At 69.1% G+C, this 14883-nt stretch carries 11 protein-coding genes and 2 tRNA genes; 10 read left to right on the top strand and 3 right to left on the bottom strand.

What is annotated here, in order from left to right; translation table 11 throughout:
• Positions 1 to 644: 644 nt before the first annotated feature.
• The 4 genes from dnaN (at position 645) to gyrB (ending at position 5852) form a co-directional block, all read left to right on the top strand.
• Positions 645 to 1820 carry a DNA polymerase III subunit beta gene (gene dnaN / locus H483_RS20700; RefSeq protein WP_017835138.1) on the top strand — a complete coding sequence of 392 codons (1176 nt, stop codon included), beginning with the start codon at positions 645 to 647 and terminating at the stop codon, positions 1818 to 1820.
• Positions 1821 to 1845: 25 nt separating this feature from the next.
• A complete protein-coding gene (gene recF / locus H483_RS20695; protein ID WP_017835137.1) occupies positions 1846 to 3033 on the top strand; it encodes a DNA replication/repair protein RecF in 1188 nt (395 codons plus the stop codon).
• Positions 3030 to 3584, top strand: coding sequence for a DciA family protein (locus H483_RS20690; protein ID WP_081615059.1), 555 nt, complete (start codon positions 3030 to 3032; stop codon positions 3582 to 3584). Before recF ends, H483_RS20690 begins: the two co-directional genes overlap by 4 nt.
• 117 nt (positions 3585 to 3701) lie before the next feature.
• The gene (gene gyrB, locus H483_RS20685; RefSeq protein ID WP_017835135.1) at positions 3702 to 5852 is read left to right on the top strand and encodes a DNA topoisomerase (ATP-hydrolyzing) subunit B; all 2151 of its coding nucleotides are present in this window, start codon (positions 3702 to 3704) and stop codon (positions 5850 to 5852) included.
• A gap of 74 nt (positions 5853 to 5926) precedes the next feature.
• Here the strand turns inward: gyrB and H483_RS20680 are convergent, their stop codons facing one another.
• The gene (locus tag H483_RS20680; protein WP_031264347.1) at positions 5927 to 7276 is read right to left on the bottom strand and encodes an alpha/beta fold hydrolase; all 1350 of its coding nucleotides are present in this window, start codon (positions 7274 to 7276) and stop codon (positions 5927 to 5929) included.
• 264 nt (positions 7277 to 7540) lie between these two features.
• Here H483_RS20680 and gyrA point away from each other — a divergent pair, with 264 nt between their 5' ends.
• The 5 genes from gyrA (at position 7541) to H483_RS20655 (ending at position 12312) form a co-directional block, all read left to right on the top strand.
• Positions 7541 to 10063 (top strand): DNA gyrase subunit A, encoded by a 2523-nt coding sequence (gene gyrA / locus H483_RS20675; RefSeq protein ID WP_017835133.1) that lies wholly within the window; start codon positions 7541 to 7543, stop codon positions 10061 to 10063.
• 6 nt (positions 10064 to 10069) lie between these two features.
• Entirely contained in the window at positions 10070 to 10711 is a 642-nt protein-coding gene (locus H483_RS20670; protein ID WP_017835132.1) for a DUF3566 domain-containing protein, read from the top strand.
• Positions 10712 to 10802: 91 nt separating this feature from the next.
• A tRNA-Ile gene (locus H483_RS20665) sits at positions 10803 to 10876 on the top strand.
• Positions 10877 to 10935: 59 nt separating this feature from the next.
• A tRNA-Ala gene (locus H483_RS20660) sits at positions 10936 to 11008 on the top strand.
• Positions 11009 to 11094: 86 nt separating this feature from the next.
• Positions 11095 to 12312, top strand: a complete 1218-nt coding sequence (locus H483_RS20655) for an MFS transporter (RefSeq protein ID WP_017835131.1) — start codon at positions 11095 to 11097, stop codon at positions 12310 to 12312.
• Here the strand turns inward: H483_RS20655 and H483_RS20650 are convergent.
• Positions 12305 to 12772 carry a hypothetical protein gene (locus H483_RS20650; protein ID WP_017835130.1) on the bottom strand — a complete coding sequence of 156 codons (468 nt, stop codon included), beginning with the start codon at positions 12770 to 12772 and terminating at the stop codon, positions 12305 to 12307. The genes H483_RS20655 and H483_RS20650 overlap by 8 nt on opposite strands.
• Before the next feature lie 10 nt (positions 12773 to 12782).
• Positions 12783 to 13337, bottom strand: coding sequence for a nuclear transport factor 2 family protein (locus H483_RS20645; protein ID WP_017835129.1), 555 nt, complete (start codon positions 13335 to 13337; stop codon positions 12783 to 12785).
• A gap of 52 nt (positions 13338 to 13389) precedes the next feature.
• On the opposite strand from H483_RS20645, the gene H483_RS20640 reads away from it, so the two are divergent.
• On the top strand, positions 13390 to 14841 hold the full coding sequence (locus H483_RS20640; protein WP_017835128.1) for an FAD-dependent oxidoreductase: 1452 nt from the start codon (positions 13390 to 13392) through the stop codon (positions 14839 to 14841).
• Positions 14842 to 14883 lie beyond the last annotated feature (42 nt).

Raw genomic sequence — 14883 nt, 5'->3', positions numbered from 1 at the left:
TCCCTGCGCGTCTTACACCCCTCCGTCGGACGTCTCGGGCCCTTGGCCGCCGTCCGGCGCCCGCCGACCGGTGCCCTGATCGACCTCCTTCTCCGGTACGACGCAGCAGCCGACCGCCCCTGGGGAAGACCCTCCGGGACGAGAACCCCACCCGCTCAGCGGAGTCGACGACCCACGCACTACGCAAATGAGACCCCCCTCACACCACTGGTATCACCCTTCACAGCTGTGGACAACCCTGTGGTTTTCTGTGGACCGACGGTGGACAGACGGTGGACCGAGACTTGTGATTCCACTGCGCTCGCGGAGAAGTCACAAGATCAGCAGAATCGGTCCACAAGGCTAATCACGCTTTGACCTGCATGGACAGCGGTCGGCTCACAAATTCACAGGACCTACTACTACTTCTTGTCTCTCTCTAGAGTTCTTGTAAGAAGTAGGGATGTGGAACGGCGAGCCTGCTTGACCGGGTTACAGGAGTCCGTGTGTTCACTGTCGGTGCGAGCGGTTACTCTCATGGAGATGATCCGCCGGACCCCGTCGGACGCCAGTGAACGACACCAGCGAACGCAGTTGCCACCGCCGCGAACAGGCCCACCGTCCAGATGCCGGCGGTGTGCACCCCGCCCAGAAAGAGGTCACCGATGGAGATCACGGATCCGACGTTCCGCGTCACCCGCGAGGACTTCGCCGATTCGGTGGCCTGGGTCGCACGGACCCTCCCGTCCCGACCGTCGGTGCCGATTCTCGGTGGTGTCCTCCTCGAGGCGGACTCCGGTCTGACGATTTCCGGATTCGACTACGAGACCTCCGCTCAGGTGTCCGTCCCGGCAGAGGTCTCCGAACCGGGGAGCACTCTCGTGTCCGGCCGGTTGCTGGCCGACATCGCGCGGGCACTTCCCGACCGTCCCGTCGAGGTGACCGTGAGTGCGCAGAAGATGTACATCAACTGCGGATCCGCCAAATTCACTCTGCCGACGATGCCCGTCGAGGACTACCCGCAGCTCCCGGCTATGCCCGGGGTCACCGGTTCGGCCGCGGTCGACGCGTTCTCCGAGGCGGTGGCCCAGGTCGCGTTGGCGGCCGGCAAGGACGACACGCTCCCGATGCTCACCGGGATCCGGATGGAGATCGAGGGGTCGCGTGTCACCCTCATCGCCACCGACCGGTTCCGCCTCGCGATCCGGGATCTCGAATGGGAACCCGCCCGCGAGGACGTCTCGGTCGAGGTGCTGATCCCGGCCAAGACCCTGTCCGACGTGACCCGGTCGGCGGGGCAGGGAGGGCGAGTCGATCTGAGCCTGGGCGCGGGTTCCGAGGTGGGCGCCGACGGCATCATGGGCGTGTTGGTGTCCGGTCAGCGCACGACGACCCGGTTGCTCGACGCCGAGTTCCCCAAGGTCCGCCAACTCCTGCCCACCCAACACACCTCGATGGCCCTCGTCCAGGTGGACGCCCTGGTCCAGGCCATCAAGCGAGTCGCCCTGGTGGCGGACCGGGGGGTGCAGGTCCGGATGGCGTTCTCAGACGGGGAGGTCGCGCTCTCCGCGGGCGGTGACGACGCGGCTCAGGCGTCCGAGACCCTTCCGGTCGACTTCCTCGGTGAGCCCCTGACCATCGCGTTCAACCCCGGTTACCTCCTCGACGGGCTCGGCAGTATGCACTCGTCCCGGGTCGCGTTCGGGTTCACCCAGGCCAGCCGGCCCGCGGTCCTGCGTCCTGCGCCCGAGGCCCTGCCCTCCCCGGAGGCGGACGGTACGATCGCGCCCGTCGAGTCGGACCACACCTATCTGCTCATGCCGGTCCGCCTCCCGGGCTGACCGCGCTGACGCGACATCGCCCGGCATGCACCTGCGTCACCTCAGGCTTCTGGACTACCGCTCCTGGCCGTTGCTCGAGCTGGAGCTACAACCGGGGGTCACCACCCTGGTGGGACGCAACGGGCACGGGAAGACCAACGTCCTCGAAGCCGTGGGTGTGCTCTCGACCCTGAGATCCCATCGGGTGGCCACAGAGGCACCGATGATCCGCACCGGTGCGGAGACGGCCATGATCGCCGCCCTCGCCCACAACGCCGGACGTGAACTTACCGTGGAGCTGGCCCTCAACTCGGGCCGGCCCAACCGGGCACGGCTCAACACCTCGCCCTGCCGCCGCCTCGGTGACATCCTCGGGGTGGTGCAGTCCGTGCTCTTCGCACCCGAGGATCTGGCACTGGTCCGGGGCGAGCCCGCCGAGCGGCGGAAACTGCTCGATGAGCTCCAGGTCCAGCGCCGGCCCGCCCACGGGGGTGTTCTCACCGAGTACTCGTCGGTGCTCAAGCAGCGTTCCGCCCTGCTCAGATCCGCCTCCGGCGTGTTGCGCCGCGGGAGGGGAGAGGGCGCGGACGCGGCGCTGGAGACGCTCGACGTATGGGACGGCCGGCTCGCCCACCTGGGTGCGAGGATCGTCGCGGGGCGGATCGCCCTGCTCGATGAACTACGGCCGCTGGTCGCCGACGCCTACCGAGGTTTGGCTCCGGAGTCCCGGCCGGCGGACCTGGCCTACCGGTTCCGCGTCGCCGCCCCGCCGGACGAGTCCGAGCTCGCCGATCCGGAACTGGTCGAAGCGATCCTGCTGACCGAGTTGGGCCGCCGGCGTCAGGACGAGATCGACAGGGGGATGTCGCTCGTCGGGCCGCACCGGGACGACCTGATCCTGTCCCTCGGTGACGAACCCGCGAAGGGGTTCGCGAGCCACGGCGAGACGTGGTCGTTCGCCCTGGCATTGCGCCTCGGATCACTCGAGTTGTTCCGCGCGGACGGGGTCGAGCCCGTTCTGCTCCTGGACGACGTGTTCGCAGAACTCGACCGCCATCGACGAGCTGCTCTCGCCGAGGCCGCGACCGGGGTGGAACAGGTCCTGGTCACGGCGGCGGTCGGGGAGGACGTCCCGGACGGTCTGAGGGGGACCCGTCATGACGTCGTGATGACGGGGGAGGGAGCCGGTCGTCATTCGGTTATCACGGCAACGGACAGTGAGGTGCACTCGTGACCGACGAACACGGTGGGCGGCCGATAACACCGTCTGACGGGCCGCAACGTGGTTATGACATCGCCCGACAGGCCCTCGAGGAAGCCCGTAGTCGTGCCCGGGCGGACGGCAAGCAGATCGGGCGCGGCCGAACCGGGCCGGTGGGGGGTGGGAAGCGACTGCGCCGACGTGGCTGGACCGGTTCGGGCGCCGACCCCTGGGATCCCCAGCCACTCGGGCGGCTCGTCGGCCAGGTCGCCAAGAAGCGAGGCTGGGACGACAAGGTGACCACCGGCAGGTTGTTCGCGGAGTGGGACCGCATCGTCGGGGAGGACGTGTCCGCGCACGCGACCCCGGAGCGACTGGAGGAGGGTGTGCTGTACGTCCGTGCGTCGAGCACCGCGTGGGCGACCCAGCTCCGGCTCGTGGCGGCTGACATCCTCCGCAAGATCGCCGCGGCCATGGGGCCGGGTCACGTCCGGCGCCTGAGGATCCAGGGGCCCGATAAGCCGAGTTGGCGGAAGGGCCCGTTGCACGTGTCCGGTCGCGGACCCCGGGACACCTACGGCTGACGGGCGCGACCCGGTGGGCGTCCATCGGGGTCGTGTTGGCGAGCCCGGGGACCCCACGAGGGTTGTCGCAGGTAGACTGGGCCGGTCCCAGACCCCCGAGACGCGAGGAGTTCGCACGTGGCGGACGCCAAGAGCAAGGCCAGCACGCAGGGTGCGAACGACTACGGTGCGTCGTCGATCACCGTTCTCGAAGGACTCGAGGCCGTCCGGCTGCGTCCGGGCATGTACATCGGTTCCACCGGTCCCCGCGGTCTGCACCACCTGATCTGGGAGGTGGTCGACAACTCGATCGACGAGGCCATGGCCGGCCACGCGACCGGCGTCAAGGTCACCTTGCTCGAGGACGGCGGCGTCGAGGTGATCGACGACGGTCGCGGCATCCCTGTCGAGATGCACGAACAGGGCATGCCCACCGTGCAGGTCGTGATGACCCAGCTGCACGCGGGCGGCAAGTTCGACTCCGACTCCTACGCGGTCTCCGGTGGTCTCCATGGTGTGGGCATCTCGGTGGTCAACGCTCTGTCCACCCGGGTCGAGGTGCAGATCAAGCGTGACGGACGCCTGTGGCAACAGAACTTCAACATGGCGGAGCCCGAGGAACTCGTGGACGCCGGCCCCGCGGAGGGGACCGGAACCCGCGTGCGCTTCTGGGCGGACGCGTCGATCTTCGAGACCACCGAGTACGACTTCGACGTGGTCGCCCGACGCCTCCAGGAGATGGCGTTCCTCAACAAGGGCCTGACCATCACGTTGACCGATCGACGGTCCCGCGCGGAACAGGCCGCCGAGCTCGACGCGATCGCGGACAGCGAGGGGCGTGGATCCGACTCCGCTCCCGGATCCGACGAGGGCTCGGACATCGAGCACGCGGTGGACGCGGAGAAGGCGTTCGCCGAGGGCGCCACCGAGACAGCCCAGACCGCCGAGGCGGTCGAGCAGTCCGAGGCCCAGACCACCGAGGCCCCCAAGGTCCGCGAGCGCAAGCGCACCTTCCACTACCCCGAGGGCCTCAAGGACTACGTCACCGCGATCAACAAGTCCAAGACCGCGATCCACCCGACGATCCTCTACTTCGAGGGCAAGGGCACGGGACATGAGGTCGAGGTCGCGATGCAGTGGAACTCCGGGTACTCGGAATCAGTCCACACCTTCGCCAATACGATCAACACCCACGAGGGCGGAACCCACGAGGAGGGCTTCCGCGCTGCGTTGACCTCGCTGGTCAACAAGTACGCGCGGGATAAGAAGCTGCTCAAGGAGAAGGACCCCAATCTCACGGGGGACGACATCCGCGAGGGCCTGGCCGCGGTGATCTCGGCCAAGATCTCCGATCCCCAGTTCGAGGGGCAGACCAAGACGAAGCTGGGCAACACCGAGGTCAAGGGGTTCGTCCAGCGACAGGTCGCAGAACACGTCGGTCACTGGTTCGAGGCGAACCCGGCCGAGGCCAGGGTTATCGTCAACAAGGGCATCGCCTCGAGCCAGGCCCGCGTCGCCGCGCGCAAGGCCCGCGAGATGGTCCGCCGGAAGTCGGCGACCGATATCGGTGGGCTCCCCGGAAAGCTGGCCGACTGCCGCTCCAAGGACCCGGCCAAGTCCGAGTTGTACATCGTGGAGGGCGACTCCGCCGGGGGCTCGGCCAAGTCCGGCCGAGACTCCATGTTCCAGGCGATCCTTCCGCTGCGCGGGAAGATCATCAACGTCGAGAAGTCCCGGATCGACAAGGTTCTCAAGAACACCGAGGTCCAGGCCATCATCACCGCCCTCGGCACGGGCATCCACGAGGAGTTCGATCTCGACAAACTCCGCTATCACAAGATCGTGCTCATGGCCGACGCCGACGTCGACGGTCAGCACATCTCCACACTCCTGCTCACCCTGCTGTTCCGGTTCATGAAGCCGCTGGTCGAGAACGGGAACGTCTACCTGGCGCAGCCGCCCCTGTACAAGCTCAAGTGGGGCAAGGGCGAGCCCGACTTCGCCTACTCGGACCGGGAGCGCGACGAGCTCCTCAAGATCGGGCTCGAGAAGAAGCGCAAGATCAACGTCGAGGACGGGATCCAGCGCTACAAGGGTCTCGGCGAGATGAACCCCAAGGAACTGTGGGAGACGACCATGGATCCGACGGTGCGCACGCTCCGGCTGGTCACCCTGGAGGACGCCGCCGCCGCTGACGAGCTGTTCTCGATCCTCATGGGCGAGGATGTCGACGCGCGCCGCAACTTCATCACGCGCAACGCCCGCGACGTCCGCTTCCTCGACGTCTGACCCTCGGCCCCGATCGGCGGGCATCCCGCGGGTGAGGCACAGACCTTCCCGCGGGATGCCCGCCGACCCGTGTGTTACAGGGTCCCGCAGTCGTTCGGGGCGGGCTCACCGGCCAGCCGGCGGGTGACGAAGTCCAAGGCTGCCGGAAAGTTGGTCGCGGCCGCCGCCGCGTGCGTGACGCCGGCGACGGGCGGGGTCGTCTCATAGCGGAAGTGCACGGCCGCCCCCTGTTCGCACCAGTCCCGGCCGAGCTGCTCGACCTGACCGAGCGGGATGATGTCGTCGTGGACCCCCCCGGCCACCATCACCGGGACGTCCGGTCGGAGGCGGCCGATCCGCTGATGATCGAGGACCCGCAGTGCCTCGGGTTCGGAACGGATCAGCTCTCCGAGGCTGCGGCCCGAGTGGGTCCATTCGTGAGTGGTGCGCATGCCGTACGCGGAGCGCAGGTCGAGGGTGCACAGGCCCGCGATGTCTGCGAGCGCGGCTCGCCCGGCGTCGTTCACCTGGCGGTCGACCACGTCCCGGACGGCGGGAAAGCGCTGGGACATCCCGTTGATGGCGTACCCGATCGCGCCGGTGAGCGTGGATCCGTCGATATGGTCGAGCACAGCCAGCAGATCCGCCGGGGGAGCGGAGGCGTAGGCGGCCCGCAGGTCGACATCCGGGGCGTACACGGGGGCGAGTTCGGTAGCGGCCGCCGAGGCACCTCCACCCTGGGAGTGACCCCAGAACACCACCGGGGCGTCCCCGCTCAGAGCACGTGCGGCCCGGGCGCCGTCCAGCATGGCGTGGGCCTGTTCCACCCGGTCGGAATAGGTGTGGACGCCTGGCGTACCGAGGCCGATGTAGTCGATCACCATCACCCGGAAGCCCTGGGCGGCCAGGACCAGCGCGAACGCCTGCTCATACGAGGGCACCGCGCCCCCGGTCTGCGGGTTCACGCCGAGCGCGGTCTCGAGATGCCGGGACGGAGCACACGCATCGCCCTGACCCTGCGTGCCGGGCCCGATCACGATGGTGGGCCGTGGGCCGGGACCGTTCCACGGTGCGGTCGAGTCGTACAGTGCACCCGAGGTGGCGACCGGTCGTCCGTCGACGCCTGCGGACTGGTACACGATTCGTTGGGCGCGAGCGGGTAGCGGCGAGGGCACGTGGGGGAGCCCTGGGAGGGTCACGGCCAGGGGGAGTTCGGAGTACTCGGCTCGCAGGACCTCCCCCGGAGCGCCGATGGGGAGGCCCCGGGTGTCGTAGAAGCCGCCCGGCTGGTCGAACTGGACGCTGTCCCGGTTCGCGCTCACCGCCGTCGACGGTTGTGCGCCGGCGGTCGCGGGAACGCCGCTGACGAGCGCGAAGACCGCGGCTCCTGCCAGCGCCACGAGACGACGAGTACGGAGCCCGGGTTCACTGCGGACTGGCGACATGATGGAAATGTTACGTGCGGCACATCGCCCGGGAACGGAAATCCGTCGAGACGACACGGTCACCGGGACCACACGGACAACCAGGACGACCCGGGCCGTGGGTACGACGACGAGGAGATAATCGGGTGGCCGAGGCGTGCCCTCGAGCCCGTTTCCGCAGGACCTATAGACTGGGCGGGTCCTACGGCCGCCGTCTGAGCACGCGTGTGCCCGCGACATCGTCTGCGAGAGAAGCCAGCGCGACGAGGAACCGAAGAGGAGCCCATGACGGACACGACGTTGCCGCCCGACGCCGGGGGACACGACCGCATCGAGCCGGTCGACATCCAGGCGGAGATGCAGAGAAGCTACATCGACTACTCGATGAGCGTCATCGTCGGACGGGCTCTCCCGGACGTCCGGGACGGCCTCAAACCCGTCCACCGTCGCATTCTCTACGCGATGTGGGACAACGGCTACCGGCCCGACCGCAGCTACGTCAAGTCCGCGAAGCCCGTCGCCGACACCATGGGCAACTACCACCCCCACGGTGACTCGGCGATCTACGACACCCTGGTCCGGCTCGCCCAGCCCTGGGCGATGCGCTACCCGATGGTCGACGGCCAGGGCAACTTCGGTTCGCGCGGCAACGACGGCGCGGCCGCGATGCGCTACACCGAGTGCAAGATGACCCCGCTCGCCATGGAGATGGTGCGGGACATCGACAAGAACACGGTCGACTTCCAGCCCAACTACGACGGCAAGACCACGGAGCCGGCGGTCCTGCCGTCCAGGGTCCCGAACCTGCTGATCAACGGGTCCAGTGGCATCGCGGTGGGGATGGCCACCAAGATCCCGCCGCACAATCTCCGTGAGGTCGCCGAGGCCGTCTACTGGGTTCTGGAGAACCCGGACGCCGGGGACGAGGAGGCGCTCGACGCCTGCATGGGATTCATCAAGGGGCCGGACTTCCCGACCCACGGGTTCATCGTCGGCGACCAGGGCATCAAGGACGCCTACACCACCGGGCGTGGGTCGATCCGGATGCGCGGCAAGACCTCCATCGAGGAGGACGGCAACCGCACCGTCATCGTGATCACCGAGCTGCCCTACGAGGTCAACCCGGACAACATGATCCTGTCGATCGCCGAGCAGCTGCGCGACGGCAAGATCGCCGGCATCTCCAAGATCGACGACGAGTCGTCCGACCGTGTGGGTCTGCGGATCGTCATCACGCTCAAGCGTGACGCCGTCGCCAAGGTCGTGCTGAACAACCTGTACAAGCACTCGCAGCTGCAGACCTCGTTCGGTGCCAACATGCTGTCGATCGTCGACGGTGTGCCGCGGACGCTCCCGATCCACCAGCTGGTGCGCCTGTACGTCGCGCACCAGATCGAGGTCATCGTCCGGCGCACCCAGTACCTGTTGGACGAGGCCGAGCGACGCGCCCACATCCTGCGTGGACTGGTCAAGGCACTCGACGCGCTCGACGAGGTCATCGCGCTGATCCGTCGGTCGCAGACCGTCGACATCGCGCGGGAGGGCCTCAAGGACCTCCTCGACATCGACGACGACCAGGCCCAGGCCATCCTCGACATGCAGCTGCGTCGTCTCGCGGCTCTGGAGAGGCAGAAGATCGTCGACCAGCTCGCCGCCATCGAGTTGGAGATCGCCGACTACAAGGACATCCTGGCCCGGCCCGAGCGTCAGCGCGCGATCGTCGGCGACGAGCTGCGTGAGATCGTCGAGAAGTACGGCGACGACCGGCGCACGGTGATCATCCCTGCCGACGGCGACGTCACCGATGAGGACCTGATCGCCCGCGAGGACGTCGTCGTCACCATCACCGAGACCGGCTACGCCAAGCGGACCCGCACGGACCTCTACCGTGCCCAGAAGCGCGGCGGCAAGGGTGTGCGCGGCGCGGAGCTCAAGCAGGACGACATCGTCCGGCACTTCTTCGTCTCCTCCACCCACGACTGGCTGCTGTTCTTCACCACCAAGGGCCGGGTCTACCGGGTCAAGGCCTACGAGCTCCCGGAGGCCAGCCGCACCGCCCGGGGACAGCACGTGGCCAATCTCCTGGCGTTCCAGCCGGAGGAGCGGATTGCCGGGGTCATCCGGATCAAGGGCTACCAGGACGCTCCGTACCTCGTGCTGGCCACCCGCAACGGACTGGTCAAGAAGTCCCGCCTCGAGGACTACGACTCCCCGCGGTCGGGCGGTCTCATCGCCGTCAACCTCCGGGACGGTGACGAACTCGTGGGCGCAGCGCTCGCCGGACCCGAGGACGACCTCCTGCTGGTCTCCGAGAAGGGGCAGTCGATCCGCTTCCACGCGAACGACGACACGCTCCGTCCCATGGGGCGGGCCACGTCCGGCGTCATGGGGATGCGGTTCAACGACGGCGACGCGCTGCTGAGCATGTCAGTCGTCCGCTCGGAGATGGACGAGAACCAGCTCTTCCTCCTGGTGGCCACCGAGCGCGGGTACTCCAAGCGCACCGCGCTCGCCGAGTACGCGGCCCAGGGCCGGGGCGGCAAGGGCGTGCTCACGCTCATGTTCGATCCCAAGCGCGGCAAGCTCGTGGGTGCGACGATCGTGGAGCTGCAGGACGAGCTCTACGCCATCACCTCCAGTGGTGGCGTGATCCGCACGTTCGCCAAGCAGGTCCGCAAGGCGGGCCGTCAGACCAAGGGCGTGCGTCTGATGAACCTGGCCGAGAACGACGCGCTGCTGGCGATCGCCCGCAACGCCGACGAGCCCGACGACGACGACCGGCGCGACGCCGCGTCCGAGAAGGAGTAGAGGGCGATGACCGAGCCGAGCGACGGGCCCGCGAGCGGCCCGGCACCCAAGGGTTCCACCCCTGCTCCGGGATTCGGCGGGTCGGCCGGATACCCGACCGGGCCGGAGGCGCCCGCCGGCCAGACCACCCCCGACGGCCAGAACACCCCCGACGATGCGGGCGCGACCGCGTCGTTCCCCGCCGCGACCCACCACCGCGCGGAGGGGCTGCCCGGTGGCGTGTCGACCGCCCACTCGGGCGGCGCGGCCGGCCGCGCCGCCCCCATGGTGCCGCCGACGGAACGACGCGGACCGATGGAATCGGTGCTCGTGTTGCGGCGCATCGACCCGTGGTCGGCGTTCACCACCGTGCTCGGGCTGATGTTCGCGCTGTACCTGGTGTGGATGGTGGCGATCGGGGTCACCTACCTGCTGCTCTCCGGCATGGGCGTGTGGGACCGGCTCGGTGGACTGCTCTCCGGTGTCGCGGGCGACGAATCGGCTGCCGCCATCGGGCCGTCGACGATCTTCCTCTACAGCGGAGGCGTGGGGCTGCTCAACGTCCTGCTGCTGTCGATCCTCGCCACCCTCGCCGTGTTCATCTACAACCTCGCCGCCGGGCTGACCGGCGGCGGGGTCCAGGTGACACTGGGGGACCGTCGGAACTGAGACGCCGTCCGGCGTGAGCTCCTGCCGCTGCACCGAGCCCGCCGATTTGGGCGGGGGCGAGGGCGTCGGGTAGATTAACGCTTCGGTACGAGGGCCTATAGCTCAGGTGGTTAGAGCGCCAAACTGATAATTTGGAGGTCGGAGGTTCAAGTCCTCCTAGGCCCACCCCCGCACGGCAGACGCCGGATCGCCCGCCGCGGTCCGGCGTTCACGCTTTGCGGATCGGGGCCTTAGCTCAGTTGGTAGAGCGCTGCCTTTGCAAGGCAGATGTCAGGGGTTCGAATCCCCTAGGCTCCACTCACTCCCCTCCCGCCTCTCCCCTCCACGCTCGGTGGCCACCGGTGTGGACACCGGTCGTGGTGGACCCGACCCCAGGACCGCCCGTGGACAGCACACCCCGCTCGTGGACACCCTTCGTCCTGATGGCGCTCGTCGTGACCGCGGCTCTGATGTCGAGCGCGACACCGTCGCCCCTGTACGTCGACTACCAGCAGACGTGGGGGACCAGCGGCACGATGATCACGGTCGTCTACGCGGTCTATGCGGTGGCGGTCCTGGTCCCACTACTGTTGTTGGGGCGCCTGTCCGACGCGATCGGTCGGCGGCCGGTGGTGATCACCGGACTGGTGCTGCTGGTGCTGAGTATGGCCGGGCTCGCCGCGGCACCCTCGGTGGCCTGGCTGATCGCCGCGCGGGTGGTGCAGGGCCTGGGCGTCGGACTGGTCACCGGATCGGCTGCGGCGGCGATCATCGAACTGCATCCGGCCAGGAACGCCCGCGTCGGTGCGCTCACCAGTAGCTCCACGACCAACTTCGGGATCGCGGCCGGTGTGCTCCTGTCGGGCGTGGTGGCCACGTCGTCGTCGTCGCCTCTCGTCCACCCGTACGTGGTGATGGGCGCCGCACTGGCCGCCCTGCTCGCCGGGGTGGTCTTCCTGGTGCCGGAGACCTCGGGAGCCGGGCCCCAGACCCTCCGGGACGCCGTGCGACTCCAACGCGTCGCGGTGCCCGCGGGGGCCAGGTCCGCGTTCGCCCTCGCCGCACTGTGCGTGATCGCCTCGTGGTCGGTGGGCGGGGTCTTCCTCGGGCTCGGCGGGGCGATCGCCAAGGACCTCGTCGGTCGCTCGGACTACCTGGTGACCGGTCTGGTGGTCGCCTGCCTGCAGGGCGCCGCCGCACTGGCCCAGTTGGTGTGGAACCTTCGTGCGGGTCAGGAACGGTGGCGCAGTGGAGTGGTCATCGGCGGCGCGATGCTCGTCGTGGGGTTGGCGTCGGCCTCACTGGCACTCGAGGCGGCGTCGGTGCCGGCTCTCGTGGTGGGCTCGGCCGTCACCGGGGTGGGCATGGGACTGCTGTTCCTCATGGGCACGTCGCTCGTCGCGCAGAACGCTCCCGGCAGTTCACGGGGAGAGGTCTTCTCCGCCCTGTTCGTCATCGCCTACCTGTCGCTGGGGGTGCCCGCCGTCGTCGCGGCACTCCTGTCCGAGGTCGTCGGTCTCACCACGGCGTTCCATGTGATGTCCGTGGTGGTCTCGGTGATCGCGGTCGGCGCACTGCTCGCGGTGATGCGGATCAGACCACCGGGTCGGACCGTCAGCTGAGTGACTGCGCGGCCGCGACCACCCCGATCGCGGCCAGTCCGGTGCGGATCCGGTCCGAGGCCAGCAAGGTCTGGATGCGGTGCCGGGTGACCTGCTCCTGGGCGATCCCCATGTGGAGCGGGACGACCCCGGCGGTGAGGGCCGGCACGGCGACGGTGGTGAGGCACGCGACGACGGTGGCGGTCAGCCCGTCGCGGCCGGGCGAGCGGACTGATCCGTAGGCGGCCCAGGCGGCGGCACCCAACCCCGAGGCGTACAGGGTCAGGGCCACCGGGGCGATCCGGCGGGCGTGGTCGGCCTGGCGTTCGCCGATCTCCAGCGTCGGTCCCTCGAAGAGCGTCGGGTAGACGACAGAGGTGACCATCGACTGGAAACCCAGATGGGCCGCGCACGTGGTGAGCAGGGCGAGCCGTCCCGCGCGGAGGGTGGGGTCGGGGACCGCGGGTCGTCGGCGGGTCATGGGCCCCACGCTACCCCTCGCGGGACCTGCCGAGCAGGCGTCTGCCCTCTCCGTCGTCGGTGACCGCCCGGGCGGTCCGCAGCACCACCCTCCAGCCACGGTCCGGCGCGTCCACCGGACCGCGACGTTCGAGTTCCCACCTGTTCGCCGTCACCCGCGTCACCGTGTAGCGCCCCGGCCGGGAGGACCGGACCACCAACTGGGTGTACCCGGTCGCCACCGCCCGGTCGCCGACGAGGAGGACCACCGGTAGGCCGGGCACGTGACCACACCCGTGGGCGATGAGTCCCTGGTGGGCGTCACCGCGCACCATCCCCGCGAGGTCCGCGTGGCCCTCAAGGACGCCGGTGTCCACGTCGTAGACCCCGTCGGCGGCCCAGAGCTCGGCGACCCCCTCGGCGTCCCCGGAGTCGACCCGGGGGCAGTAGGCGGCGACGAGTCTGAGGATCGCGAGTTCATCCGTGGCCCGGAGCAACTGGTCCCGGATCGAGGCGAGAGCGAGCTCGGTCGACTCGAGCCTCGCCTCGAGTGCGTCCAGACGATCGGTGTCGGGAGCCGGAGTCATGAACCCGACAGTAATGCACGAACTGAAACACGTTACACGTAGAGTGTGGCGCATGACGGACAAGAGTTCAGACACCCGTCCGACCGTGCACTCGGCGGACGTGGTGGTGGTGGGGATGGGCATCGCGGGCGCGTGTGCTGCGATCGAGGCCGCGGAGACGGGGTCGTCGGTCATCGTGCTGGAGGGCGCCTCCGGCCCGGGGGGATCGTCCTCCCAGTCGGGCGGCGAGGTCTATCTGGGCGGGGGCACCGCCACCCAGCGGGCGCTCGGCGTCGAGGATTCCGAGGAGGACATGCGCGCCTTCCTCACCGCGGCACTCGGTCCGAACGCGGACGAGGCCAAGATCGCCGACTACTGCGCGGGTGCGGTCGAGCACCACGACTGGCTGGTCGCCCACGGTGCGGTCTTCAACCACAAACTGTGGGACACCCCCACCTGGATGCCGGGTGACGACTCGGGCCTGATGTGGATGGGTGAGCGTGCCGAGCCCTACGCCTCGATCGCGCGCCCCGCGGCTCGTGGTCACCGCCCGCCCGCCCCGAACTTCGCCGGGAACGTCCTGATGGACGCCCTGGTGGCCACCGCGCAGAAGGCCGGGGTGACACTGCACTGCGACGTGAGGGCTCGGTCGTTGATCATGGACGACGGTCGGGTGGTGGGGGTCCGGGCGACCGAGTTCGGGGAGGACCGCGAGTACCGCGCGGCCGGCGGGGTGGTCCTGGCGACAGGGGGGTTCGTGGACAACGACCGCATGCTCGAACAGTGGGCGCCGCAGCAGGTCGGCAAGGACAAGGTGTCCGACGGCCGCGATGACGGGTCCGGGATCGAGATGGGGATGGACGTGGGCGCTGCCGTGCGCCGCATGCACCAGACCGAGACGGCGATGCTCATCATCCCCCGCCTGGCGGTGGGGGCGATGCTCGTCGACGGCGACGGCCAGCGCTTCATCAACGAGGAGGTCTATCCGGGCCTGTACTGCCACGCCGCCGTGCACCACCGTCGGCCGCCGGTCTGGGTGATCATCGACGAGAAGGGCATCGAGGACGTCCCGGAGAGCGAGCTGTGGGGGATGCAGCCCATGCACGCCGCCGAGTCCATCGAGGAGCTCGCCGCGGACTGCGGGCTGCCCGCGGAGGCACTGGCCGACACCCTGCGCAGATACAACGCCGGCGCCCGGAATGGCGAGGATCCCCAGTTCGGGAAGAGCGCGCGCTGGGTCCGCCCGCTCGAGCCGCCGTTCGGCGCCTATCCCACCGGGGCCGGTGGGCCGGATTCCTTCAACGGACTCCCCCTCAAGGCGCAGGGATTCACCCTGGGCGGGCTCCACACGGATCTGCAGTCCAGGGTCCTGGACCGGGCGGGTGAGGCGATCCCCGGTCTGTTCGCCGCCGGCCGGTGCACCCACGGCCTGCACGGCGAGGGGTACATCTCCGGCACCTCGCTCGGCGACGGGTCCTTCTTCGGTCGCCGCGCCGGGCGCGGGGCGGCGCAGGGAACCGCATAGTGGCCGATCGACCGCCGGGCGGGGGCGTGGAGCAGCCGGTTG

The sequence above is a fragment of the Dietzia sp. UCD-THP genome, assembly GCF_000349585.1.
Classification (GTDB): domain Bacteria; phylum Actinomycetota; class Actinomycetes; order Mycobacteriales; family Mycobacteriaceae; genus Dietzia; species Dietzia natronolimnaea_A.
This window is presented reverse-complemented; position numbering and strand designations above follow the sequence as displayed.